At 70.7% G+C, this 25229-nt stretch carries 17 protein-coding genes; 11 read left to right on the forward strand and 6 right to left on the reverse strand.

What is annotated here, in order from left to right; translation table 11 throughout:
- Positions 1-51 precede the first annotated feature (51 nt).
- The 11 genes from ACZ7L9_RS18435 (at position 52) to ACZ7L9_RS18485 (ending at position 18906) form a co-directional block, all read left to right on the forward strand.
- Complete coding sequence (locus ACZ7L9_RS18435) at positions 52-2160, forward strand: DUF4429 domain-containing protein (RefSeq protein WP_471416199.1); 2109 nt, start codon at positions 52-54, stop codon at positions 2158-2160.
- A gap of 150 nt (positions 2161-2310) precedes the next feature.
- On the forward strand, positions 2311-2802 hold the full coding sequence (locus ACZ7L9_RS18440; RefSeq protein ID WP_471416200.1) for a hypothetical protein: 492 nt from the start codon (positions 2311-2313) through the stop codon (positions 2800-2802).
- 314 nt (positions 2803-3116) lie between these two features.
- Positions 3117-6989, forward strand: coding sequence for an endo-alpha-N-acetylgalactosaminidase family protein (locus tag ACZ7L9_RS18445; RefSeq protein ID WP_471416201.1), 3873 nt, complete (start codon positions 3117-3119; stop codon positions 6987-6989).
- 92 nt (positions 6990-7081) lie between these two features.
- Positions 7082-9439 carry a polysaccharide lyase 8 family protein gene (locus ACZ7L9_RS18450; protein WP_471416256.1) on the forward strand — a complete coding sequence of 786 codons (2358 nt, stop codon included), beginning with the start codon at positions 7082-7084 and terminating at the stop codon, positions 9437-9439.
- Between the two features lie 68 nt (positions 9440-9507).
- Positions 9508-10839, forward strand: a complete 1332-nt coding sequence (locus ACZ7L9_RS18455; protein WP_471416202.1) for a S1 family peptidase — start codon at positions 9508-9510, stop codon at positions 10837-10839.
- Positions 10840-11138: 299 nt separating this feature from the next.
- Positions 11139-13205, forward strand: a complete 2067-nt coding sequence (locus ACZ7L9_RS18460) for a serine/threonine protein kinase (RefSeq protein ID WP_471416257.1) — start codon at positions 11139-11141, stop codon at positions 13203-13205.
- Positions 13206-13241: 36 nt separating this feature from the next.
- Positions 13242-14648, forward strand: coding sequence for a hypothetical protein (locus ACZ7L9_RS18465; protein WP_471416203.1), 1407 nt, complete (start codon positions 13242-13244; stop codon positions 14646-14648).
- Positions 14648-15667: a hypothetical protein gene (locus tag ACZ7L9_RS18470; RefSeq protein WP_471416204.1), complete on the forward strand. Its 1020-nt coding sequence runs from the start codon at positions 14648-14650 to the stop codon at positions 15665-15667. Before ACZ7L9_RS18465 ends, ACZ7L9_RS18470 begins: the two co-directional genes overlap by 1 nt.
- Positions 15664-16899, forward strand: coding sequence for a carbohydrate ABC transporter substrate-binding protein (locus ACZ7L9_RS18475; RefSeq protein ID WP_471416205.1), 1236 nt, complete (start codon positions 15664-15666; stop codon positions 16897-16899). Before ACZ7L9_RS18470 ends, ACZ7L9_RS18475 begins: the two co-directional genes overlap by 4 nt.
- Before the next feature lie 153 nt (positions 16900-17052).
- The gene (locus tag ACZ7L9_RS18480; RefSeq protein ID WP_471416206.1) at positions 17053-18636 is read left to right on the forward strand and encodes an acyl-CoA carboxylase subunit beta; all 1584 of its coding nucleotides are present in this window, start codon (positions 17053-17055) and stop codon (positions 18634-18636) included.
- 66 nt (positions 18637-18702) lie between these two features.
- Entirely contained in the window at positions 18703-18906 is a 204-nt protein-coding gene (locus tag ACZ7L9_RS18485; RefSeq protein WP_471416207.1) for an acyl-CoA carboxylase subunit epsilon, read from the forward strand.
- Between the two features lie 99 nt (positions 18907-19005).
- Here the strand turns inward: ACZ7L9_RS18485 and ACZ7L9_RS18490 are convergent, their stop codons facing one another.
- The 6 genes from ACZ7L9_RS18490 to ACZ7L9_RS18515 all read right to left on the reverse strand — a co-directional run bounded on the left by ACZ7L9_RS18490 (position 19006) and on the right by ACZ7L9_RS18515 (position 25162).
- Positions 19006-19587, reverse strand: a complete 582-nt coding sequence (locus ACZ7L9_RS18490) for a GTP-binding protein (RefSeq protein WP_014048542.1) — start codon at positions 19585-19587, stop codon at positions 19006-19008.
- Positions 19568-20191, reverse strand: coding sequence for a DUF742 domain-containing protein (locus ACZ7L9_RS18495; protein ID WP_471416208.1), 624 nt, complete (start codon positions 20189-20191; stop codon positions 19568-19570). The genes ACZ7L9_RS18490 and ACZ7L9_RS18495 overlap by 20 nt, the downstream gene beginning before the upstream one ends.
- Positions 20192-20280: 89 nt before the next feature.
- Positions 20281-20694 (reverse strand): roadblock/LC7 domain-containing protein, encoded by a 414-nt coding sequence (locus ACZ7L9_RS18500; protein ID WP_073771622.1) that lies wholly within the window; start codon positions 20692-20694, stop codon positions 20281-20283.
- 10 nt (positions 20695-20704) lie between these two features.
- Positions 20705-23845 (reverse strand): nitrate- and nitrite sensing domain-containing protein, encoded by a 3141-nt coding sequence (locus ACZ7L9_RS18505; RefSeq protein WP_471416209.1) that lies wholly within the window; start codon positions 23843-23845, stop codon positions 20705-20707.
- A 347-nt stretch (positions 23846-24192) separates the two neighbouring features.
- On the reverse strand, positions 24193-24774 hold the full coding sequence (locus ACZ7L9_RS18510; RefSeq protein ID WP_072487286.1) for a GTP-binding protein: 582 nt from the start codon (positions 24772-24774) through the stop codon (positions 24193-24195).
- A complete protein-coding gene (locus ACZ7L9_RS18515; protein WP_003966010.1) occupies positions 24755-25162 on the reverse strand; it encodes a DUF742 domain-containing protein in 408 nt (135 codons plus the stop codon). Before ACZ7L9_RS18515 ends, ACZ7L9_RS18510 begins: the two co-directional genes overlap by 20 nt.
- Positions 25163-25229 lie beyond the last annotated feature (67 nt).

Below are 25229 nucleotides of genomic sequence, written 5' to 3' on the forward strand. Positions count from 1 at the left end.
CCGTTGCACTCGCGGGGCGGCCCGGAGAATGCAAGAGCCCCGGAGCCGTCGGTGCGACTGGAGGGACACAGCGGATACCTCGACTTCGACGGGCGGCACTGCATCATCAGCTATGGGTGGGGCCGGGGGTCGCTGCTGCACGCTCTCAATGGCCGCCCGATCCCCGTCCTGGCGCTCTCCGACGCCGTCCTTCGTCCTCCGGAGAAGGGCACCGCATGGGGCACCCTACGGCTCATTCTGCGCCCCGGCGCGGACCCCGTGGCCGATGTGCTGGGCGACCAGCTACCCGAGCCGGCCGACCCCTGTCTGATCCGCTTCCACCGGAGGGAGCTCCCGCAGGCCGGACGCTTGCACGGCCTGCTGATCCAAGCGATTCACGCCGCCACCCCGCACAGTGGCTCCGGTCCGCTGATGCCTGTGCCGTCCCCTCCAAGGGTGCTCCGGACCATCAGGGGTACAGCAGAGTTCGACGGCCGAGCCATCAGGCTCACCGGGGGCGCGCACCAGAGCGCCGACGGTTCTGCACGCGTCATCCCACTCGCGGCCCTCGATGGCGTCACCTATGCCCACTCCACCAAATCGGCTCCCACCCTCCGCCTCCATCTCCCTGGCGCCGGAGCTCCGCATGCGGACCCGCTCCTCGATCCGGACACCCTGGTCCTCAACGGCCTGCGGGAGCGCGCCAACGTGCTGTTCGCGGCCTCGTTGGTGGAGGGACGCGCCGCGGTCGAAGCGGCCGCTGCCAGGGCGTCTGTGACGATACGGACCGAGTGCGTTGCCGACAGCTCCACCGATTTCGCCGCCCACGCCGAGTTGGACGGAGAGCGGGCCGCGGGCTCGGTCCGGGCCGGGACTCCGTCGGACGCACCGCACATACGGGAGATCGGCAACCTCCAGGTCGACCGGTCCGTCGGCATCAGCCGCGTCCGCGCCGTGGAGGACGCGCTCCTGCGAGCTGTCCTCCGTTGGGCCTACGTGTCAGGGGCGACGTACCTTACGAGCCGGGGCACCGCCGAGTCCGGGCGCCGGGACCTCTACCGGCGCCACGGATTCGGTGAGACCGCCACCGCGGGACGGGCCGGGGAAGCCCCGCGGCTGTCCCTCGCCCTGACGTCGTACGTCTCCCATCGGAAACATGACGTGCTCAGCGTGCTGGAGGATGTCTCGCCACGGCGAAGGAGAGCTGCCGGGTTCGGCTCCTGGGCCCTCGGTGGCTTCCTCTTCTTCGCGCTGATCATCCTGGCAGGCGCCTATCAGTTGGCCGAGTGGCCGCATATCGCGGGTGTCTCCCTGGGATCCCTCGCCCTCGCTCTGCTGATCACGTCGGCCGTTTGGCCACGGATCCGTGCGACGGTGCGCGCGCAGTGGCTGCAGCAGGCGAAGGACGCACGCACCGTCATGGCGGAAGACCCCCGTCCGCCGGTCCTCTATCTACGGTCGTTCCGGGACGACAAGCAGGCCAGAAGGCCCACCAGGCTCGGTTCTCTGGTCACCGAGGAGGAAGCGGTCGCCACGGCCATGGCAGGCATTGGGCCGTTCGTCGGCCTGGACAGGGAGATCGAGGTGCTGGGAGCGGCAAAGGCCAGAGTCGCGGACAAGGACTGGCGTCCCGCGGTGACGACGCTGCTGTCCTGCTGCAGCCTCACCGTGATGCGCTGCGGCGAGGGCGAGTCGCTGTACTGGGAACTCCAACAAGCGGTACGGCTGTTACGGCCGGAGCAACTCGTCATTCTGGTGCCCAGGGACCAGGGTCTCTACGAGACCTTCCGCGAGCGGGCGACGGGAATCATGCCGCATCCCCTTCCCGTGCTCGCCATCCCGCGCCATGCGCGCCAACGGCTCGTGGCCGCTGTCCGCTTCTCGGCAGACTGGCGACCACGGGTCGTCTCGTTGCAGCTGCCGCCCGCACTGCGCTTCCTCTCTCTGGAGTGGTCCCTGGTCTTCCGACTCCTCCCCGACTTGGAGGACTTCAACAAGGATCGGTGGCTCTTCTGGTGTCGGCGCGTGGGGTTCTTCGCACTCACCGCGGTAGCCGTGTACATGCTCATCGGCCGCGGGCTTCCACTTTTGGAGGCCCTGACCCAGATGATGGACTCCGGGGACAAACTGCAGCACGAGTGGGAGAAGATCAAAGACCTTCCCTCCCCCGGCAACAGCTGACGACCGCCGGGCCTGCAGCCGTCTCAAGGGAGCGGGGCGCACACAGCTCGTCGAGTCGTACCCGTACCCTGTCGGGCACAGCGCGTCCCGACCGCTGTGCGAGGCCCGCGATAGGATCCCCGATCGACTGGCGAGCTGAAGGGAGGGGCCGTGACGACCATCGCGGTTACCGGGCACATGGACCTGACCGAGGACAGCACGCCTCTGGTCCGCGCCGCTCTGGACGTCCTGCTCAAGCAGTACGCCGACGACGGAGCGCTCGTCGGTGTCTCGTGCATCGCCAGGGGCTCCGACTCCCTGTTCGCCGAAGCCGTCCTCGCCTTCAGCGGACGCCTGATCATCGTCATCCCTTCCCAGGACTACCGGAAGAACAAGGTCACGCCCGACCACGTCTCACTCTTCGACCGTCTTGTCGAGGCCGCCGACGAAGTCCTCGTCCTGCCCCACGAGACCGCCGATCGGCAGGCGTACGAGGCCGCCAACGCCGTACTTCTGGCACGGGCCGACCGCCTCGTCGCCGTATGGAACGGCGAACCGCCCAGCGGCAAGGGAGGCGGCACCGCCGACACGGTCCTCGAAGCCCGAGAAGCTGGAATCCCCGTGGACGTGGTGTGGCCGGACGGAGCCGGCCGAAACGGCTGAGTCACGCGTCGGCGGGGTGGGTGGACCTGGACGCAGTCACCGCCCCGGTGCGTGGGCCGGCCCCGTGTCCCGAGGAGTCGTTAACGGAAACGTACTTCTGGGAAGTGTGATTCCGTAATCTGCGGCGGCTGTACGCGGCGGAGTGAACGCCGAGCGGATCCTGAACGCCAGGTCGGGGCGCGGTGCGTGAGGCGGCGTGAGCCGATGGACGTGAACCGTCCACTTGGACTTACGCAACGCGGTTGTTGGACTGGAACGCCCCTCGGGGCCGTACGTCGTTGACGCTGTCCCGGCACGGGGACTACTCAGGGCACATGTCGCGAAGATTCACTTCGGCGGGCGCTGTCGCCGCCGCCTCAGCCGCCGTCCTGGCGCTGGTGGGGACCGCGCTCCCCGCCACCGCCGCCGCCCCCTCTCCCGCCGCAGTCGAGTCGGCCGTGCCCGCGGACGCCGCCGTCATCCAGTCCGCGCAGCTCTCGGTCGCCGTTGCCGACGACTTCCCGCGCGTTCTGGCGTACACCGACAAGGCCAGTGGCGACCGGCTGCTCGGCAGCACGCGGCCGGTCACCGAGGTCACCCTCAACGGCACCACGCACCCCGTGAAGCTCAAGGGCGCCCCCGAGGTCAGCGCCTCGGCCGCCCGCTACACGCTCACCTTCACCGATCTGCCCGGCATCGAGATCGACGCCTCGCTCTCCGTCTCCGGACGCGCCACCACCTTCAAGGTGACGGCCGTCCGCGACACCGAGGCGTTCCGCGTCGGCACCATCGACATCCCCGGCCACGACCTGGTCTCCGTCGGCTCCACGGACACCGGCGCCGCCACCGCCTTCACGCGGCTGGACAACGACTCGACGAAGACCGCCGACGTCTTCGCCGCGGTCACCCCGGACACCGCCGCCGACAAGGCGCCGGTCGGCGCCTCGTACGCCATTGTCAACACCGGCTCCCTGGCCGCGGCCGTCGAGTCCAACTCCTCGTACGACAAGCCCTCCGGCGCCACCGGCGGCGACGACGCCCGGTTCTGGCACCAGGCACGCAAGGCCGACGACGGCAGCGTCCGGGTCGGCGTCTGGTCCGGGCAGTGGACCTACCGCGGCGACGGCGCACCGAAGCCGGAGAGCGGGGACAACCTCCCCTGGGCGAAGGTCGTCGTCACCCCCGACGCCAACGGCGACCAGAAGGTCGACTGGCAGGACGGCGCCGTCGCGTTCCGTTCCATCGGCATCACGGCCCCCGGCAGCAAGGACACCCCGGACCGGGTCATCACCCACATCCCGTTCAACTTCGCCAGCCAGGCCACCCACCCCTTCCTGCGCACGCTGGACGACGTCAAGCGGATCTCGCTGTCCACGGACGGCCTCGGGCAGCTCGCCCTGCTCAAGGGGTACGCCTCCGAGGGCCACGACTCCGCCCACCCCGACTACGGCGGCAACTACAACACGCGCGCCGGCGGGCTGAAGGACCTCAACGAGCTCCTCAAGGACGGCAAGAAGTGGGGCGCCACCTTCGGCGTCCACGTCAACGCCACCGAGGCGTACCCGGATGCCAAGGCCTTCGACGAGAAGCTCGTCGACAAGACCAGGCCCGGCTGGAACTGGCTCGGCCAGAGCTATTACATCGACCAGCGCCGCGACATCAACAGCGGTGACCTGGCCAAGCGCTTCCAGCAGTTGCGCGACGAGACCGACCAGAACCTCAGCCTGCTCTACATCGACGTCTACTACACGCACGGCTGGATCGCCGACAAGACCCTGCAGTCCGTGCAGAAGCAGGGCTGGAACGTCGCCACCGAATGGGCCGACAAGTTCGAGCGCGGCTCGCTCTGGTCGCACTGGGCCAATGACCTCGACTACGGCGGCGCCACCAACAAGGGCCTCAACTCGAAGATCATCCGGTTCATACGCAACGACGAGAAGGACGTCTGGAACAACGATCCGGTCCTTGGCCAGACCGCCATCGAGGAGTTCGAGGGCTGGACCAACGAGACCGACTGGAATGCCTTCTACGACAACATCTGGCAGCGCGACCTGCCCGCCAAGTACCTCCAGCAGCAGAAGATCACCCGCTGGAACGGCAACGACATCGCCTTCACCGGCGATGTGCGTGGCACCGTCGAGGACGGCAGGCGGACCTTCTACGACCACGGCCGCAAGGTCCTCAACGGCACCGACTACCTGCTGCCGTGGGACGGCGGCAAGAAGCTGTACCACTACAGCAAGTCCGGCGGTACGAGCAGCTGGGCGGTGCCGTCCAACGGCACGTACACCGTCTACAAGCTCACCGACAACGGCCGGGTCAAGACCGGCACCGTGCGCCCGGTGGGCGGGAAGATCACGCTGACCGCCGAGGCCGGTCAGCCCTACGTCCTCTACCCGGACCAGGCACCCAAGGCCGCCGACGCCAAGTGGGGCGAGGGCACCCGGGTCGACGACCCCGGCTTCAACGGCAACGGGCTGACCGCCTGGTCGAAGACCGGAACCGTCACCCGCGACACCGACGACATGGGCCGCAACAGCGCCAGGCTCTCCGGTACCGGCACGGCGGCGCTCGCCCAGAGCATCACCGGCCTCGAGCCCGGCACGCGCTACACCGCGTCCGCCCTCATCGAGGTCCAGCCCGGAAAGACCCGGCACACGACGCTCTCGATCGGCGGGAAGTCCGTCGCCGTGGACCGCTCCACCGCCGAGGACTACGTCGCCGCGTCCGACTGGCACGGTACGTACTTCCAGCGCGCCAAGGTGAACTTCACCGCCCCCGCGAACGGCCGCGCCACGCTCCGCATCGAAGCGGCCAAGGGCAGCGCGGCGACGGTACGGGCCGATGACGTACGCATCGTCGCGAACGCCCCGGCCACCCGCGAGAACACCGTCGTCCACGAGGACTTCGAGGACGTCGACCAGGGCTGGGGCCCCTTCCTCAAGGGCGACGCGGGCGGCTCCACCGACCCCCGGACCGTCATCTCCCAGCTGCATGCCCCGTACACCCAGGCCGGCTGGAACGGAAAGCTCATCGACGATGTCATCGGCGGCAAGGAGTCCCTCAAGGCCCACGAGGAGAACACCGGACTCGTCTACCGCACCGCACCCTGGACCGTGCCGATGACCGACGGTCACCGCTACCAGGTCGAGTACGACTACCAGTCCAGTCACTCCGGCGCCTACGAGTGGGTCGACGGCTACGACCGGATCACCGCCGAGGGCAAGCCCGACTCGGTCGAGACCCGGACCACCCCCCTAGGACAGCAGCGCACCACCGGCCACTTCACCGAGACCGTCACCGCGGGCTGCGGCGACACCTGGACCGGGCTGCGCAAGCGCGGCGACGCACCCGACGGCGCCGACTTCGTCCTCGACGCGTTCACCGTGACCGACCTCGGCCCGGCCCCGGCCGGTGACATCGCCGCCTGTGGCACGCTCACCGTCGACCCGGCCGCCGAGACCCTGGAGCCCGGCGTCGCCAACACCGTCAAGGCGAGCTTCACCAACTACGAGGCCACCGCGGCCACCGGTGTCGCGCTGAGCCTGACCGTCCCCGAGAGCTGGCAGGCGGAGCCCGTCGGCGCCGTCGCCTTCGACTCGGTCGCGGCGGGCGCGAAGGTCACCGGCAGCTGGCAGGTCACCCCGCCGGTCGACGCCAAGTACCGGACGTACAGCCTGAGTTCCCGGGCGACGTACACGGTCGGATCCACGCAGCGCGCGCTCGGTGCGCAGGCCTCCGTACGGACCCTGCCGCCGCCGCCCACCACGGACAGCTGGGCGAGCGACCTCGACTGGACGGCCGCGGAGAACGGCTGGGGGCCCGTCGAGCGGGACCTCTCCAACGGTGAGCAGGGCAGTGGTGACGGCACCCCGCTGAAGATCGGCGGCACCGTCTACACCAAGGGCCTCGGCAGCCACGCCCCGGCGAGGATCCGCTACTACCTCGGCGGCAAGTGCACCTCCTTCACCGCCCAGGTGGGCGTGGACGACGTGCAGACCTCGCGCGGCAGCGTGCAGTTCAGCGTCCTGGCCGACGGCACCGAGAAGGTGAAGTCACCGGTCCTGAAGGCGGCCGACGACGCCTGGTCGCTCACGGCGGACATCACCGGCGCCAAGTACGTCGACCTGGTCGTGGGCGACGGTGGCGACGGGAACGGCAACGACCACGCGGACTGGGGTGACGCGCGCTTCCACTGCGGTAGTTGAGAGCGCAGGATGCGGGAGGGGTGCCGCATGGTGGGCACCCCTCCCGCACCTGCATGCGATGGCCTTCCTCCTCCGACGAACTGGAGCCGCACATGCCGAACCCGCCCGTATTGTCACGCCGTACCCTGCTCGCCCTCTCGACCGCCACCGCCCTGGCGATCTCCCTCCCCGGAGCCGCGACGGCCGCGACGGCCACCGCGGCCGACGCGGGGGCCGACGAATTCGACGCCCTCCGCCTGCGCTGGGCCGACATCGCTCTCGGCACCGGCTACGACGCGGCCGCCGAACCCTTCGCCTCCCGCCTCGCCGAAACCGGCACGCTCGCACGGGAGTTCCGGTCGACGATGAATCCGGCCGCCGACTCGCTGTGGCCCGGCTTCGCGTACGACCCGCCGTCCGGCATCAGCCAGAGCTACAGCCGCCTGTGGACGATGACCCAGGCGTACGCCCAGGCGGGCACCGGATCGACCGGCGACGCCACGCTCCTCGCCGACATCATCCGCGGCTACGACCACCTCGCCGCGACCGCGTACCACGCCTCCGTCACGCCGTACGGCAACTGGTGGGAGTGGCAGATCGGCAGCCCGCGCCTCCTCATGGACATCACGTCCGTTTTGTACGAGCACCTGGGCACGGCCCGGGTCGAGGCCGCCTGCGCCGCCGTCGACCATTTCGTCCCCGACTCCGAACTCCGCGACTACAGCGGCCACTCCACCGGCGCCAACCGCGTCGACCTGTGCCGCTCCGTCACCCTGCGCGGCGTCCTCGGCCGGGCGCCCGCGAAGATCGCCCTGGCCAGGGACGCGCTGTCCCCCGTCTTCCCGTACGTCACCGAGGGAGACGGCCTGTACGCGGACGGGTCGTTCATCCAGCACACCACCGTCGCCTACTCCGGCACCTACGGCCAGGTCATGCTCGACGGCCTCGGTCGCCTCTTCGCACTGCTCGCCGGATCCACCTGGGCCGTCACCGACCCGGGTCGGCAGGTCATCCTGGACAGCGTCGAGCACGCCTATGCGCCGCTGATCTACAACGGTCTGGTCATGGACAGCGTCAACGGCCGTGCCATCAGCCGCGGTTACCTGAAGAACGACGATCTGAAGGTGATGCGCGGCGACCACTTCCACGGGCAGGGCATCATCGCCGGGATCGCCCTCCTCGCCGCGGGTGCGTCCACGGCCGAGCGCGACCGGTGGCACGGCATGATCAAGGGCTGGATCGCCCGCGACCGGACGAGCCCGATCCTCACCGCCCGCCAGTTCGGCGTCGCGGACCTGGCGCGGCTGCACGCCGTCCAGGCCGCCGCGGTGCCGGCCGCGCCCGAGCGGGTGGGCCACCACCTCTTCGCAGGCATGGCCCGCGCGGTCCACCGGCGCCCGGGCTGGGCCGCGGGCATCTCCATGGCCTCGGACCGGATCGCGCACTACGAGTGCGGCAACGGTGAGAATCCGCGCGGCTGGCACACCGGCGCCGGAATGCTCTACTGGTGGCCCGGCGAGAAGGAGAACGACCAGTACACCGACTGGTTCTGGCCGACCGTCGACCCCTACCGGCTGCCCGGAACGACCGTGTCCACCAAGCGGCTCGCCGACAGGGCGGGTGGCGAATGGGGTGCGCCCAAGCCCGCGGTGAAGTGGGTCGGCGGCGCCACGGACGGCGAATTCGGCGCGGTGGGCCAGCACCTCAAGGGCCTCGGCTCGACCCTGGAGGCCCGCAAGTCGTGGTTCTGCGTCGCCGACACGGTCATCTGCCTCGGCGCCGGCATCACCGGGACCGACCAGGTGCCCGTCGAGACGATCCTCGACAACCGCATGCTCGGCGAGGGCGGCACGGAACCGTTCACCGTGGAGGCGGGCACCAGCCCCCGCTGGGCCCACCTGGAGGGCCACGGCGGCTGGGTCCTCCCCGGCGGCGTCGGCCTGCGCACCCTGCGCGAGGACCGCGCCGGCGCCTGGTCCGACATCAACACCACCAGCTCCACCGAGCGCCGCACCCGCCGCTACCAGACGCTCTGGCTCGACCACGGCACCGACCCGGTCGACGCCGACTACGTCTACCTGCTGATGCCCGGCGCCTCCCGCCGTACCGTCACCGCCCGCGCCGCCGACCGGCAGTGGCTGACCGTGCTCGCCAACACGGCTGCCGCGCAGGCGGTCGCGATCCGCTCGCAGGGGGTGACCGCCGCCAACTTCTGGCAGCCGGGCGCGGCCGGTCCGCTCTCCGTCACGGCCGCGGCGAGCGTGCTCGTACGGGAGGGGCGGGGCAGGACGACGTTGTGCATCAGCGGGCCGGACCGCAGCGGTGCGCCGGTGGACGTGGTGTGGGAGCGGCCGGTGCGCGAGGTCGTCACGGCGGACCCGGGGATCGAGGTGCGCACCACCGGCCGGCGGCTGGTGCTGAGGGTCCGCCCGGGGACGGAGGGAGGCACCCTGCGGTGTGACGTCCGGTAGACACCGGGTGACCGGAGTGTGTCCGGGGACTGGGCTCGATGCCTGATGCGCGCGTACTCTTCGGCGCTATGGGGGAGTTGAGGGCGGACTGGCGACTCCGGCTGCGTCGCGGCGAGCCGGACGGGCCGGTGTGCGGGGCCGGTGTGCTGCTCACCCAGGACCGCGCGCTGACCTGCGCGCACGTCGCCGGGGAGCCGGACGCCCGGATGTGGGTGGAGTTCGCCGAGAACCCCGGCATCGCCCCGGTCGGGGCACGGGTCGCCGAGGACGGGTGGCTGCCCGGCCTCGGCGCGACCCGCGAGGACATCGCCGTGCTCGCCCTGGACAGCCCGCGTCCGCAGGCCACCCCCGCCACGCTCGCCCGGAGCCTGGAGCGGAACCGCGAGGTGTGGATCGGCGGATACGCACGGAGCTTCGCCGACGGCATGTGGCTGACCGGCCGGATCAGCGGCGCGCACGGTGCGTGGATCCAGCTCGACGCCGGGAAGAACGAGCAGGTGGTGCGGCCGGGGTTCAGCGGCGCCGCGGTACAGCTGCGCGGCGACGGGGAAGGGCGGCCGGAGCAGGTCGTCGGCATGGTGGTCAGCTGGCGCGGCGACCTGGACCTGGCGGTGCCCGCCGACAACGACCTGGCGTTCTCGTACATGATCCCCATCGACCGGGTCGCCGAACTCGTACCGCTGGTAGCCGAGTTGGCCGGTCCCAACGGCTGGGACCACGGGCTGGCGCGGCGGCTGCGGGACTGGTTCGCCGGAGGTGAACAGCCCACGGTGCGCCTCAGCGTCGTACCGCACGGCGGCGGCCGCGACCGCACTCTGCGCCACCAGCTCTACCGCGCCCACCTCGTCTACCGGGGCGGCCGCACCACGCCCGAGGAGTTCGTCGACGAGCTGGTGGCGCGGCTGCACCCGCCGCGCCACCAGCTCCGGGCCTACCGCGACTGGCTGCTGGACGGCGGCACCCCGCCGGACCCGGCGGCGGGCGGGCTGCCCGGGGCCACCGGGCCCACGCTCGCCGTGATCGGACTCGACGAGGACCGGGAGCCGCGCCGACTGGTGCCGTTACTCGCCCGCGTGCGCGATCTCGGCTTCCGGCTGCTGGTCGTCGTCAGGGACGGTGCGGGCGAAGGCGTGACCGAGGTGGGCCGGCAGCTGCTCCTGCCGGCCCTCGACGAGCGGGCCACGGCACTCATCGGCCGCATCGAGGCCGTCGAGCGGAACAGGGCCAGGCTGCACGGCATAGTGGAGTCGGCCTCGCTGGGCCCGCCGCCCCGGGTCGACACCGCCCGCCGCCACCGGCAGCTGGAACGACTGCGCGCTCTCACCGACCCGCAGGAACAACTCATCGCCCTGCGCGCCCTGTTGCGCGAGCTGGAGGCGGACCTGGACCGGCACGCGTGAGCCGGCCGGGCGGACGTTTTGGGGCCGCGCACCGACCGGGGACGGACGGAGCACCGGTGATCCGAACGAGCGGCCCCGGCTGCCCGCACCGCCGGTTCACCGGAGCCCCCTGCGGCGGCACCGTACAGCCCACCGGCTACTGCGACACCTGCGGCCGTTCCAGGACGGACCCCGGCCTCCCGCCGCTGCCCACCGCCCCCGAGAAGTACGGGCCGGCCGGTCTGCTGGAGCTGCCCCCGCTCGAACCGAGCAGCCCCGACCAACGGCTGGACGCCGCCACCTCGCAGGCACGCATCCTGATGCGCTGCTCGGCCAAGTCCTGCCCCACCTACTTCATCGCCCCGAACACCGCCGCCCCACCGCCGGACACGGGCCACTGCCCCAAGTGCGGCGCCCCGTACGCCTACCGGCCCGAACTCGACCAGGACGGGCCGCTGCTCCAGGACCAGTACCGGATCCGCGGCCCCATCGCCCACGGTGGCCAGGGCTGGGTCTACCTCGCCGAGGACACCCACCTGGAGGAGTACGTCGCCGTCAAGGGGCTCCTCAACCGCTACGCGGAACGGGGCGCCGCCCAGGCCGACGAGGAACGCCGCAGCCTCGTCGCCATCCGGCACGAACGCATCGTCCGCATCCGGGACTTCGTCAGTACCCGCGGCGACGACGGAACCGTGTCCGGCGGCTACATCGTGATGGACGACGTCGGCGACCGTACGCTCTCCGCGGTCATCGAATCGACCCGGCAGGGCACCTTCGTCCTCGACATCGAACACGTCATCACCTACGGCTGTCAGATCCTCGAAGCCCTCGCCCATCTGCACGGCATGGAATTCCTGTACGGGGACATGAAGCCGTCCAACGTCGTCCACCGGCACGACGGCATCAAGGTCATCGACCTCGGCGGGGTGCGCAGGAGCGGGGTCACCGAGCCACCCCCCGTGATCACCCCCGGATTCGCGGCCCCCGAGACGGACCACGGCAGACCGCTGACCGTCGCACACGACATCCACACCGTCGGGATGACCCTGGCCGAACTCGCGGGCTGGGCGGTCGGCGACGACGTACCCGGCCTCGGTATCAGCTCCTTCCGCCTGGTGGTGGAACGAGCCACGGCCCGCGATCCGGAACGCCGGTTCGCCACCGCCGACGAGATGGCCGGCCAGCTCCGCGGCGTGCTGCGCGAGATCCGGGCACTGCGCGGGAAACGGGACCAGCCCGAGCCCTCCGACTACTTCACCCCGTCCACCGAACTGCTCGGCGCCCGGCTGGGCTCCGTGCCCGACCCCACGCACTGGCTGCGCCGCCCCCTCTACCGCCGCCACGAGACACCCGACGCCCCGGCCCTGGACGCCGGGCTGCCCACCCCCACCGAGATCTCCCGGCGGCTGCCGGTGCCGAGGCCCTACCGCAGAGACCCGGCGGCCGCCCGGTTCCTGGTCAGCAGCTACGACCCCGGCCGGCCGCTGACCCAGCGTGCCGAGGGGGAGCGGTCGGTGGAGATCTGTCTGCACAACGCCCGGCTGCTGCTCGGCCAGGAGGGCAGGGAAGCGCTGGCCAAGGCGCGCGAGCAGGTGCAGGAGGCGAACGCCATACCGGGGCCCGGCCCGGTGCGGCAGTGGCGGCTCAGCTGGCACTGGGGGCTCGTCGCACTGCGCAGCGCCGATGTGCTGGACGACCGGCGGCAGATGCTGGAGGCCGCCCTGGAGCACTTCGCGGCCGTCCACCGGGCGCTGCCCGGCGAGTACGCGGCGAAGCTGGCGCTCGCGTACGTCGCCGAACAGCTCGGCCCGGACCTCCCGGCCGGGGCGGCCCCGTCGGCGTACGAACTCTTCCGGGCCGTGCACGCCCGCAACCCCTCGCACGTCGGCGCCGCGCTGGGCCTGGCCAGGCTGGCCCTGGCACGCGGCGACCGGGAAGCGGCGGCCGGGGTCCTGGACCTGGTGCCCGACGAGTCGCGGGACCACGCCGTCGCCCGGGTGGCCGCGCTGCGCATCCGGGCGGCACGGCTCGCGACGGGGGCGCGGCCGCTGCCCGAGGTGCGGGAGATCGACGCCGGTCTCGCCGCGGTCCCGCTCCGCGAAGGCGGCCCGGACCCGGCGTCCGTGGTGCCGGGCGACGAAGCGGCGCGGCTGCTGCGCACCGAACTGTTCGAGTGGATGCTCGACGCCGTCCGCGCCGCCGCCCCCGCCACCCGGCGCGGCCGGTGGCGCCGGGGACTGCCCCCGCCGCCGGTGCCCGGGGAACGGGCCGTGCGCGAGGAACTGGAGCAGTGCTACCGCTGGCTGGCCCGGCAGCGCCAGAAACCCGCCGAGTACGAGCGGCTGATCGACCTCTCGCACGCGGTCCGCCCGCAGACCCGCTTCTGAACCCGAACCCGACGACGTATCACTGGAGGCAGTTCAATGGGCCGCACCGCTCCCTCGCCCGGCCTCGAACCCGGTCTGCTCGTCGAGGTCCCCGAGAAGCATCCGCCGGGCGACGACGTCCGGATCGAAGCCCATGTGCGAGTCGAGGCGGTCGCCGTCGGGCCCCGGGACGCGATTCCGGCCGTCGAACTCGCCCTGGTCATCGCGGTGGACGTCGCCGCCTCGCGCCGCGCCGAGGCCGTCGACGCGCTGGCCGACGTCGTGGGCGCGCTGCCGGACGGAATCTCCTACACGGTGCTGGGCGGCGAAGCCTCCCGGTGCTACCCGCTGCGGGGCCGCCTGGCGATCGCGGATCCGGACGACCGACGCCACGCCGCGTTCAGCGTCGGCCGGATCGCCGCGGCCGCCGCCGGGCGGCGTCCGCCCGGATACGCCCGCTGGCTGGCCGGGGCGCGCGAACTGTTCGCCGCATGCGAGCTCCCGGTACGGCATCTGGTGCTGATCACCGACGGGAGCGGCCGCGGCGACGAGGACGACGCCTACCGCGAGGACAGCGCATTGCGGACCGAACTCACCGCCTGCGAAGGGGAGTTCACCGCGGACGTGATCGCGCTGGGGGAGTCCTGGGAGCCGGCTCCGCTGCTCGCGGTCGCCGAACGGCTGCACGGCGACGCCGCGTACGGACCCGATGCGTTCGCCCCCGCCGTCGCCGCGGCCGTCGTCCGACTGCGCCGGATCCGCAGCCCCGCGCTTCCCCTCACGGTCACGGTACGACCGGCGGTCCGCCAGGTGACGCTCACCGAGACCGCTCCCCGCCAGCAGCGGCTCGAACCGGCCGGCGACGGGGACGATCCGCGCCGGCTGGAATTCCTCACCCATCAGTGGAAGCCGGAGACCCGCGACTACCTCCTCACCCTCCGGGTGGACGCGAGCAACGACCCGCTCGGGGTGCCGCTCCAGCTCGCCACGGTCACCGTCGGCGACCTCACCGAACCGGTCGTCGTCCGCTGGCTGCCGTCGGGAACCGCCGAGGCCACGGCCGGCCATGCGGGCGGCGCGGACCGCAGCGTCCACGCCATGAACGCCTCGACCGAGATCCGGGCCGCCCTCAGGCGTGCGTACGACGCCCTCGACCTGGAGCGGCGTGCGGAGGCCGAGGAACAGTTCGGACGCGCGGTCCGGCTGGCTGCGGAGATCGGCGCCTCCTGGGTACGGGCCGAGGTCCGCAACGTCGCCGAGATCGTCGACGAGCGGCAGGGGCGGGTCAGGATCGGGCCGACCGTCGACCGGGGCACCGTCCGCCGGGGGCGGCTGAGCATCGCCTCCGCACACCTGGTGGAACCGTCCGAGAGCCCCGCCGGGTCGACGGCCCGCTGTCCGGAGTGCGATCACCCGGCCGGTCCCGCCGCCCTGTTCTGCATCGCCTGCGGGAGGCGGCTGTGATGTCCGGGCCGACCCGGTGGATCGGCGCGCTGCGCACCCGCCGGTCCGGCGGGTCACGGACCCGGCGGCTCCTGGAGCGGCATCTGACCGTGTTGCTGGCGCTCGCCCTGCTCTCGATGAGCGTCCTGCTCGTCTCGTACCGCGAAGTGCAGATCTCGGCGGGCGAGATGCGCACCCGGGGCGCGCCCGCCGTGCAGGGAGTGGCCGCCACCCAACTCGCCCTGCTGCGCGCCCATCAGGAGGCCCAGTTCTCCGTCCGCCACGACATCGACGGCGTGGTCGGGGCCGGCGCGCGGTACGAGAACCAGCTCTCCGCCGCCGCCCAGGGCCTATCCCGGCTCAACGACGTTCAGCTGGACGGGGACCGCGGCCGCGGGGTGCTCGAAACCGTCAACGGCCTGCTGACCTCGTACAGCGGCTCCATCACCCCGGGCGCGGTGAAGTACGTGTCGGACGAGCCGATGCAGCTGGAGAAGTTCGCGGAGGCCGAGACGATCCTCAGCCGCGAGGGCACCGGTGTGGTGCCCCGCCTCGACGTCCTCCAGGAACACCAGATGCAACGGATCGACAGCGTCAGCTCCCTGGGCACCCTTCGCCGGACCGGCTGGGCGATCGCCGAACTCGCCCTGCTGGCCACGGCATTGACCACCCTGTCCGCGCTCCGGGTGCTGCGCCGTCGCTGCGGGCGCAGCTTCGATCCCTGGCTGCTGACCACGCTGATGGTCACGGTCGTGCTGGCGGTGTTCCCGCTGTGGGCGACCACGAACACCCAGCAGCGGCTGGACAGCGCCCACGCCGGGCTCGTCAGGCTCGAGCGACGGGCCCACGCCGACGGTGACCTGGCCAAGTCCCAGCAGTACGTCACCGACGAGTCGGCGAGCGTACGCGCCGATCTCGCCGCCCAGGGCTGGCAGAGCTGGACCTACTACGGGGCGCTGGGCGGCGGTGCGCTGATCGTCCTGCTGCCCGCCGTCGGTATCGGCCGACGCCTCAACGCCGACTACTGGAGGGCCGGATGATCCCGCGCGCCCGCGCCGTCCTGCTCGTGGTGGCCCTGCTCCTGGCCGCGGCGGGCTGCGGGCTCGCCGCCCCGGGCGGCAGCGACGAACAGCCCGAGGTCACGATCCTCGGCCCCTGGACCGACAACCAGGAGAAGCAGTTCAAGGACGTCCTGAACGGGTTCGGCATCCCCTACACCTACCAGGGCACCGCCGCCACCCGGGAAGTCCTGCTCGCCGAGGTGCAGGCGGGCAATCCGCCCGACATCGCGATCCTGCCGGGCGTCGGAGAACTCGTCGAGTACGCCGCCGAGAACCGGCTGCGGTCCCTGCGCGGCCTGTACGAGCCGACGGAGTACGGCAAGCCCTGGCAGCCCGAGGCACAGGGCATCGCCGACGATCTGTGGGTGCCGCTCAAGGCCGACCTCAAGAGCATCGTCTGGTACCGCAAGGACCGGCCCCCGCCCTCCTACCCCGCGCCGCTGACCTCCTGGTGCGTCGGCATGGGCGACGACGGGGCCTCCGGCTGGCCGGGCAGCGACTGGATCGAGGACCTGATCCTGCAGAGCGCGGGGCCGGTGCTGTACGAGCGCTGGGCGACCGGGGCCATCGCCTGGGTGGACGCTCCGGTGATCAACGCCTGGACCAGGTGGGCCGGGCTGCTGGCCCAGGACCCGGCGGCCGCCGAGCGCGCACTGCTCTTCGACCACCGGGGCAGCCCCGGCGGGCACGGACTGCTCTTCGGCGGCGGCTGTGATCTGGAACACCAGGGCTCGTTCGCCCGTTCGTTCTACGGGGACCGTAAGGAGGGCGCCGCCTTCACGGACTCCGCGCCGCTGCTGCCCGGCGGCCCCTCGATGAAGGGCCGTGAGGTGTCCGCCGACTTCGCCGCCCTGTTCGGCCGGTCCGGCCAGGCCCGCGATCTGCTCCGGCGGCTCACCTCCCGCGAGGCCCAGGAGGAGTGGGGCCGCAAGGCCGGGGTATTCTCGCCGAACTCCGCCGTGCACGCCAAGAACGGGGAGGTCGAGAAGCAGATCAGCGCCCGGCTCACCGACCATCGGGTGCCGCTCTGCCTGGACGCCTCCGACGTCATGCCGGCCGCCGTGCGGGATGCCTTCTACGAGGCCGTGCTGCTGACCATGGCTCACCCCGGCGACCCGGTGCGGGAGCGTCTGGAGGCGATCCAGAAGGTGCAGAACGCCCAACCGGCGGACACCCCGAGGCTGACAAGGGTGTGCAGCAGACCACAGTGAGTCCTTGTCGGACCCTTACAAAGACGGAGGTACGGGGGCTGGTACATCGCCTGCATGAGTCCGGACTTCTGTCAGGCTCCGCCAGGAAACGGGTCAGTAGACTGTGCGGAGTCGACGGCGGGATTTTCTTGCCGGGCTTCGTAGGGTCGGTACATGACCGTTGTGGACGAAACCCCGGGCGAGCCGAGCGACACCCGTGGCCGTGTGGCCGAACTGCTGGCACTGCGCGAGCAGGCCCGGCGCGGACCGAGTGACCGGGCGACCGAGGCGCAGCACGCCAAGGGCAAGCTGACGGCGCGTGAGCGCATCGAGCTGCTGGTCGACCCGGGCTCGTTCAAGGAGGTCGAGCAGCTGCGCCGACACCGGGCGACCGGCTTCGGCCTGGAGGAGAAGAAGCCGTACACCGACGGTGTCATCACCGGCTGGGGCGCGGTCGACGGCCGTACCGTCTTCGTCTACGCGCACGACTTCCGGATCTTCGGCGGCGCCCTGGGCGAGGCCCACGCCACCAAGATCCACAAGATCATGGACATGGCCATCTCGGCCGGCGCCCCGCTGGTGTCGCTGAACGACGGCGCGGGCGCCCGTATCCAGGAGGGCGTCAGCGCGCTCGCCGGATACGGCGGCATCTTCCAGCGCAACACCCGGGCCTCCGGCGTCATCCCGCAGATCAGCGTGATGCTCGGCCCGTGCGCGGGCGGCGCGGCCTACTCCCCGGCGCTCACCGACTTCGTGTTCATGGTCCGCGACACCTCCCAGATGTTCATCACCGGACCGGACGTCGTGAAGGCGGTCACCGGCGAGGAGATCACCCAGAACGGCCTCGGCGGCGCCGATGTGCACGCCGAGACCTCGGGCGTCGCGCACTTCGCGTACGACGACGAGGAGACCTGCATCGCCGAGGTCCGCTACCTGATCGGGATGCTGCCGTCCAACAACCGGGAGAACCCGCCCGCCGTGGCGAGCGACGACCCGGCCGACCGGCGCGGCGACGTCCTGCTGGACCTGGTGCCGGCCGACGGCAACCGCCCGTACGACATGCACAAGGTCATCGAGGAGCTCGTCGACGACGGCGACTACCTGGAGATCCACGAGCGCTGGGCCCGCAACATCATCTGCGCCCTGGCCCGTCTGGACGGCCAGGTCGTCGGCATCGTCGCCAACCAGCCGCAGTCCCTCGCCGGTGTCCTGGACATCGAGGCGTCGGAGAAGGCGGCCCGGTTCGTCCAGATGTGTGATGCATTCAACATCCCCATCGTCACTCTTTTGGACGTACCCGGCTTTCTGCCCGGGGTCGATCAGGAGCACGGTGGAATCATTCGGCACGGTGCGAAGCTGCTCTACGCGTACTGCAACGCCACGGTGCCGAGGATCTCGCTGATCCTGCGCAAGGCCTACGGCGGTGCGTACATCGTGATGGACAGCCAGTCCATCGGTGCGGATCTGACGTATGCCTGGCCGACGAACGAGATCGCGGTGATGGGCGCCGAAGGCGCCGCCAACGTCATCTTCCGCCGGCAGATCGCCGACGCCGAGGACCCGGAAGCCATGCGGACCCGCATGGTCAAGGAGTACAAGGCCGAACTGATGCACCCGTACTACGCCGCCGAGCGAGGCCTGGTCGACGACGTCATCGACCCCGCCGAGACCCGCGAGGTGCTGATCGCCTCGCTCGCCATGCTCCGCACCAAGCACGCCGACCTGCCGTCCCGCAAGCACGGCAACCCCCCGCAGTAGTCCGCGGCCCCCGCAGCAACCCTGCCGGACCCGCGAAGACCTGCCGAGAAGACGGAGAAACCGCCCATGAGCACTGCCACCGAGTCCGTGCTGCGTGTCGAGAAGGGTCTTGCCGACCCCGAGGAGCTGGCCGCCATAACCGCGGTCCTGCTCGCCCGCGCAGCCGCCCAGCCCGCCGCGCCCCCCGCCCACCGCGGCCGCAACACCGCCGGCTGGCGCCGCCTGGAACGCACCCCGGGCTTCCGCGCCCCGCACTCCTGGCAGGGCTGAGTCCTCTTCGGCCCCAGGACGAAGCGCCACACCGAAAGGCCCCGCACTCCCGAAGGAGTGCGGGGCCTTCCGCATGTCTGCCGGGCCCCCGCAGGACCGCTAACGCAACCGCGCCATCAGCGCGTGCTCCACGAGCGTGATCAGCGCACTCTTGGCGTCTGCGCGGTGCCGCGCGTCCGTCGTGAGAATCGGCGTGTCCGGCCCGATCTGGAGGGCTTCGCGGACTTCGTCGGGGGTGTAGGGCTGGTGCCCGTCGAAGCCGTTGAGGGCGATGACGAAGGGGAGTCCGCTGTTCTCGAAGTAGTCGACGGCGGGGAAGCAGTCGGCGAGGCGGCGGGTGTCGACGAGGACGACGGCGCCGATGGCGCCGCGGACCAGGTCGTCCCACATGAACCAGAAGCGGTCCTGTCCGGGCGTACCGAAGAGGTACAGGATCAGGTCCTGGTCCAGGGTGATGCGGCCGAAGTCCATCGCCACCGTCGTGGTGGTCTTGTCCCCGGTGTGCGTCAGATCGTCGATGCCCGCGGACGCGGACGTCATCACGGCTTCGGTGCGCAGCGGATTGATCTCCGAAACGGCACCGACGAACGTGGTCTTACCCACGCCGAAGCCCCCTGCCACCACGATCTTCGCGGAGGTAGTGGAGCGGGCCGCTCCGCCGCTAGAGCTTGCGAAGTCCACTGAGCACCCTTTCGAGCAGTGTCACATCTGGCTGGCCGCCGGCGGACTCGTCGCCGCCGGGCTGATGGATAGCGACGAGTCCGGCCTCAGCCAGGTCGGCTACGAGGATCCGGGCAACGCCGAGCGGGATCGAGAGCAGTGCCGAAATCTCGGCGACCGACTTGATCTCGAAGCACAGCCGGCAGATCCGCTGGTGCTCGGGCAACTGCCCTTGCAGCCGGGACGGATCGGCCGTGGTACTGACCAACGCCTCAATGGCGAGTTGGTAGCGCGGTCGGGTCCGGCCGCCGGTCATGGCGTACGGACGGACCAGCGGATTGTGTGCGGCCGGCGCGGCCGGCTCGGGGGCCTGCCGCGGCTGCACGGGCTGGATGCGGGGCGACTGGGGCGAGTCGAAACGGTGCGGCCGCTGCGGGTGCCACCCGGAGCCCTGCCGGGCGCCGTACGGCTGCTGCTGCGGCTGCTGCGGCTGCTGGTAGGGCTGATACGGCTGCTGGGCGCCCTGCCTGCTGGGTGTGGAGGGGAAGTTGAACCGGTTGTCCCCGTGCTCACCCGGTACGTTCTGGCCACCGTCGTACCGGTGTCCGCCTGGGGGTGTTGCCACGATTCCTCCTACGCCTGCCGGTCCCGATCCCAGTGGGTCCGCGCCACCGCACTTTATGGTGCGGTGGCGCGAAACGCACTGTCTGTCTGCTAGTTAAGAAGACTTCCCTGAAGTTCGGCGCGGAGGTCCGGGGTGAGGACGCCGCCCGCGCGGTCGACAAGAAGGGCCATTTCGTACCCGACAAGACCGATATCGGCGTCCGGATGGGCGAGAACGGCCAGTGAAGATCCGTCGGAAATGGACATGATGAAGAGGAATCCGCGCTCCATCTCCACAACCGTCTGATTCACCGCGCCGCCTTCGAAGATCCGCGAGGCGCCCGCGGTCAGCGAGGTCAGACCGGAGGCGACGGCCGCCAGCTGGTCGGCGCGGTCGCGCGGAAATCCTTCGGACATGGCCAGCAGGAGTCCGTCGGCGGAGACCACCACCGTGTGCGACACCCCGGGGGTGTTGTCCACGAAGTTGGTGATCAACCAGTTCAGATTCTGCGCCGCCTGGCTCATCGGGCTCACACTAACGCTCCTGGTTGTAGGTATTACTTGCGTCCGAACCCGCGTTACGTCCCCGCAGCACGCCCCGCCGCAGGTTGCTCAACCTGCCGCGGACGTCCTCGGGGGCGCGGGAGACCTGAGGGCCGCCCTGCAGGGTCTGCTCCGCCGTACCCTCGACCAGATTGGCCTTGGGTACCCGCCGGGGAAGCCCGGACGGGGTGACCCCGCCCGCCTTCGGCTCCCGGAGCCTCTCGGCCCGCTCCCAGCGCTCGTCGTTCGTCGAGCGCCAGTCGTCGGAGGCGTTCTCGTCCTGCGGTGCGGACGGCTGCTGCTGCGGCAGTTCCTGCTGCTGCGGCAGTTCCTGCTGTGCGGTTGCGGGCCGGTTGTTCCCGCGGCCGGTGGGCTGCCAGTGCTGCTGACCGCCCCGGCGCGGCAGACCGGCTTCGGTCAGTTCGTGGCCGGAGTTCGGGGTGGGCCCCGGACGGTCGAAGCCTACGCGTTCCTGAGGCTCGGCGGGGGCGCTCGGGGCAGATTCCGCTTGGACCCGCGCAGGCGGCACGTACGCATCCTGATACGCGCCCTGATTCGCCCATTCGTCCTGGTGGGGCTGAGGGGCGAACGGTTCCTCGGGCGACGGCTGCGCGGTCTCGCCGGTCGTATATGCCGCCTCCGCATAGCCGCCCTGCCGGGTGTGGCCGGGCTGCTCGGCGAAGCCTGCGTCACCGCCGTAGGGGGCGTAACCACCCTCGTACGGAGCCTGCTCGTACTGCTGCGGCTCCTGGGCATATCCGTTCCCGGCGTACGGATCCTGCGCGAACTGGGGGTGCTCACCCGTCGCCTGCGCCTCCAGCGCGGCCCGACGCTCCTCACGCATCAGCGAACGGCCCACCGGGTCCAGCTGCGGGGCGCCCGCCGACGGCTGCTCGTAACGCGAGTCGTCGAAGCCGAGCTCCGCCGCCGTGCGCATCTGCGGGGGCGCGGGCTGCTCGAAGCCCTGCTGCTGCGGAATGATCGAGGAGACGGTGAAGTCGTCCTGTGCGGCGTCCGGTTCGCCGCCGCCACCGTGGGTGATGGCGTCCGGCAGCATGACCAGCGAGGTGGTCCCGGCCTGCTCGCCCGAGGGGCGCAGCTGGACCCGGATGCCGTGCCGGTCGGCGAGCCGGCCGACCACGAAGAGGCCCATCCGCTGAGACACCGCGGCGTCCACGGTCGGCGGGTTGGCGAGCTTGTGGTTGATGTCGGCGAAGTCCTCGGCGGTGAGACCGATGCCCTTGTCGTGGATCTCGATCATCACGCGGCTGTCGGGCAGCCTGGTCGCCGTGACCCGCACCTTGGTCTGCGGCGAGGAGAACGTGGTGGCGTTCTCCAGCAGCTCGGCCAGCAGATGCACGAGGTCGGTGACGGACTGGCCGTGGATCTCGGTCTCCGGCACCCCGGAGAGCTCGACGCGCTCGTACGACTCCACCTCGGAGGCGGCGGCGCGCAACACGTCGACCAGCGGAACCGGCTGGTTCCAGCGGCGGCCGGGCTCCTCGCCGGCCAGCACGAGAAGGTTCTCGCCGTTGCGCCGCATCCGGGTGGCCAGGTGGTCCAGCCGGAAGAGACTCTCCAGCTGATCCGGGTCGGCCTCGTTGTTCTCCAGGTCGGTGATGAGGGTCAGCTGGCCCTCGATCAGCGACTGGTTGCGACGCGACAGATTGGTGAAGATCGCGTTGACGTTGCCCCGCAGCATGGCCTGCTCGGCCGCCAGCCGGACCGCCTCGCGGTGCACCTGGTCGAAGGCGCGGGCGACCTCGCCGATCTCGTCGCGGCTGTCGATCGGGATCGGCTGGACGCGGGTGTCGATCCGGCCCGGATCGGTCCTGGAGAGCTGGTCGACCAGCATCGGCAGCCGCTGCTCGGCGATGCCGAAGGCGGCGGTGCGCAGATGGCGCATCGAGCGGCTCATCTGCCGCGCCATCAGCCCGGCCAGGACGAAGGCGGCCAGCAGGGCGACGATCACGACGGCCGCGTTGATGAAGGCGTCGTTCCTGGCGCTGGACGAGATGTCCGCGGCCTCGGTCACGGCCTTGTCGACGAGCTCGTCCTCGACCGTGGTGTAACCGTCGAACTTGGCGGTGGCGGCGGCCATCCAGGTCTCGGGTGTGATGCCCTTGGCGGCCAGCTTCTGGGGGGACTTCCCCTCCCCGATCTGCTGGGCCATGCCGTCGAAGACCGAGCCGTCGACACTGGGCGGCGCGACGAACGGGATCCCCGCGGCGTCGGCCTGCTCCTTCGCCTTCTTCAGCTTCTTCGCGCCGTCGGCCGACTGCGCGGTCATGACCTGCTTCAGCCGGGCCGCGTCGGCCTCCGTGCCGCCGGAGACGAACTCCTGGAGGGCGATCTTTTCCAGGTAGTTGTACGAGCCGAAGGCCTTGACCTGGGCGTCGAACGTGGCTCTCTCCTGGCTCGGACGCACCAGCAGGTGCATACCGATGGAGCGCTGAAGCGATTCTGCAGCCTTGGCGAGCTCGATCGCGTAGACCGTACGGCCATAACTGGTGATGTTGCCGGTGCCCAGACCCAGCTCGTTGCAGAACTCCATCAAGGAGTGCTGCACCTGGACATAACCCTCTTCCGTCTTCACCGGGTCCATCCCCTCGGCAAAGGCGGCCTTGCGCAGCTCGGGGAGTTTGGGCTCCTCCAGCCGGAACAGCTGCAGGCGCCGCTCCAGGCCCTGCTTCTTGGGCATGTCCTTCACGGCCGTGTCGAACTTGGCCGCGGCGGCGTCGGTGGTCGCCCGGACCTCGCCGATGACGGTGGCGTCCCGCTTGTTCGACAGCAGGGGCTGAGCGGAGAGGTCACGCTCATTGAGGAGTGCCTGGCCGTACGCGGAGGCCGCGCGCACGATCAGTGCGGTCTTCTCGGCCTCCTGCGCCTCCCGCCAGGTGTCGATCGAGCCCTTCACCTGGAAGCCGCCCATGACCAGGCCGACCAGCACCGGGATCAGGAGGATCGCGTTCAGCCGAGTGGGCACCCGCCAGTTGCGCGGGGAAAGCCGGCTCGAGCTGCCCCCGGACTTCGCAGCTCGGGACATATCGGCGGGCGACGCCGCGGCGCGCGGCGGCGGGGTGAAAACGCCCCGCTCCGGCTCCGCCACGGAGCCCTCGTTGCTTCGCCTCACTCGACCAACAACCTCTCGGCGTCGGCACCTACGTTGTGCCGTGTTTCGTTCAGGGCCGTACTACTCGGGAGTTCGTCGAATTCCAGCACGGGGACCGGTCGCGTTCCAAACAGTCGGAACCAGCCATTCCGAGTGGTCCAAGCCTCAGATAAAACGGGCATAAAGAACGAGCCCCGCCAAAAGGCGGGGCTCATGTGAGCGCAGCGATACCGATTGAACGCATCGGGTGTTGAACGCAGGACAATTCTCTGTCGAAACGTTATGAACGCGGGGGCGGATCGTGTCAAAGGACACAGCCCGCCCCCGTTTAGTTACGGTAACTGCCGTATGTCAATACAGACTTGTGGCTACTTCAGCCGCGCCATCAGCGCGTGCTCCACGAGCGTGATCAGACCGCTCTTGGCGTCTGCGCGGTGTCGCGCGTCCGTCGTGATGATCGGGGTGTCCGGCCCGATCTGGAGGGCTTCGCGGACTTCGTCGGGGGTGTAGGGCTGGTGCCCGTCGAAGCCGTTGAGGGCGATGACGAAGGGGAGTCCGCTGTTCTCGAAGTAGTCGACGGCGGGGAAGCAGTCGGCGAGGCGGCGGGTGTCGACGAGGACGACGGCGCCGATGGCGCCGCGGACCAGGTCGTCCCACATGAACCAGAAGCGGTCCTGTCCGGGCGTACCGAAGAGGTACAGGATCAGGTCCTGGTCCAGGGTGATGCGGCCGAAGTCCATCGCGACGGTCGTCGTCGTCTTGCCACCGGTGTGCGTCAAGTCGTCGATGCCCGCGGACGCGGACGTCATCACGGCTTCGGTGCGCAACGGGTTGATCTCCGAGACGGCACCGACGAACGTGGTCTTACCCACGCCGAAGCCCCCCGCCACCACGATCTTCGCCGAGGTGGTGGCTCGGGCAGCACCGCCACTAGAGCTTGCGAAGTCCACTGAGCACCCTTTCGAGCAGTGTTACATCCGGCGCGCCGCCGGCCTCTCCATTGCCCGGCTGGTGGATGGCCACCATGCCGGCTTCCGCCAGGTCCGCGACAAGAATCCGGGCCACACCGAGCGGCATCGACAGCAGCGCCGAGACCTCGGCCACCGACTTGACCTCACGGCAGAGGTGGCAGATCCGCTGGTGCTCGGGGAGCAGCGTCCCCAGATGCGCGGGGTCGGCCGTGGTGGAGACCAGCGCCTCTATCGCGAGCTGGTAGCGGGGCCGGGTCCGGCCGCCGGTCATGGCATACGGACGGACCAGCGGCTGGTCGCCTTCACCGTCGTACGACGCGTGGTGCAGTGCGCCGTACGGATCGGGTGAGGCGGGTGGCGGGGTCATGAATCCTCCGGGCGTGACAGCAGAGTGTCGGCTTGCCGTCTGAAGGGGCCGGTGGGGGCTCTAAGCG

This window comes from Streptomyces sp. NPDC111516, assembly GCF_055635345.1.

What these genes read in the sequence shown, in the direction of transcription:
- ACZ7L9_RS18485 (WP_471416207.1), top strand. Translation starts at nt 18,703, where the DNA reads ATGAGCACTGCCACCGAGTCCGTGCTGCGTGTCGAGAAGGGTCTTGCC.
- ACZ7L9_RS18475 (WP_471416205.1), top strand. Translation starts at nt 15,664, where the DNA reads ATGATCCCGCGCGCCCGCGCCGTCCTGCTCGTGGTGGCCCTGCTCCTG.
- ACZ7L9_RS18500 (WP_073771622.1), bottom strand. Translation starts at nt 20,694, where the DNA reads ATGAGCCAGGCGGCGCAGAATCTGAACTGGTTGATCACCAACTTCGTG.
- ACZ7L9_RS18470 (WP_471416204.1), top strand. Translation starts at nt 14,648, where the DNA reads ATGTCCGGGCCGACCCGGTGGATCGGCGCGCTGCGCACCCGCCGGTCC.
- ACZ7L9_RS18455 (WP_471416202.1), top strand. Translation starts at nt 9,508, where the DNA reads ATGGGGGAGTTGAGGGCGGACTGGCGACTCCGGCTGCGTCGCGGCGAG.
- ACZ7L9_RS18480 (WP_471416206.1), top strand. Translation starts at nt 17,053, where the DNA reads ATGACCGTTGTGGACGAAACCCCGGGCGAGCCGAGCGACACCCGTGGC.
- ACZ7L9_RS18460 (WP_471416257.1), top strand. Translation starts at nt 11,139, where the DNA reads ATGCGCTGCTCGGCCAAGTCCTGCCCCACCTACTTCATCGCCCCGAAC.
- ACZ7L9_RS18450 (WP_471416256.1), top strand. Translation starts at nt 7,082, where the DNA reads ATGCCGAACCCGCCCGTATTGTCACGCCGTACCCTGCTCGCCCTCTCG.
- ACZ7L9_RS18515 (WP_003966010.1), bottom strand. Translation starts at nt 25,162, where the DNA reads ATGACCCCGCCACCCGCCTCACCCGATCCGTACGGCGCACTGCACCAC.
- ACZ7L9_RS18445 (WP_471416201.1), top strand. Translation starts at nt 3,117, where the DNA reads ATGTCGCGAAGATTCACTTCGGCGGGCGCTGTCGCCGCCGCCTCAGCC.
- ACZ7L9_RS18465 (WP_471416203.1), top strand. Translation starts at nt 13,242, where the DNA reads ATGGGCCGCACCGCTCCCTCGCCCGGCCTCGAACCCGGTCTGCTCGTC.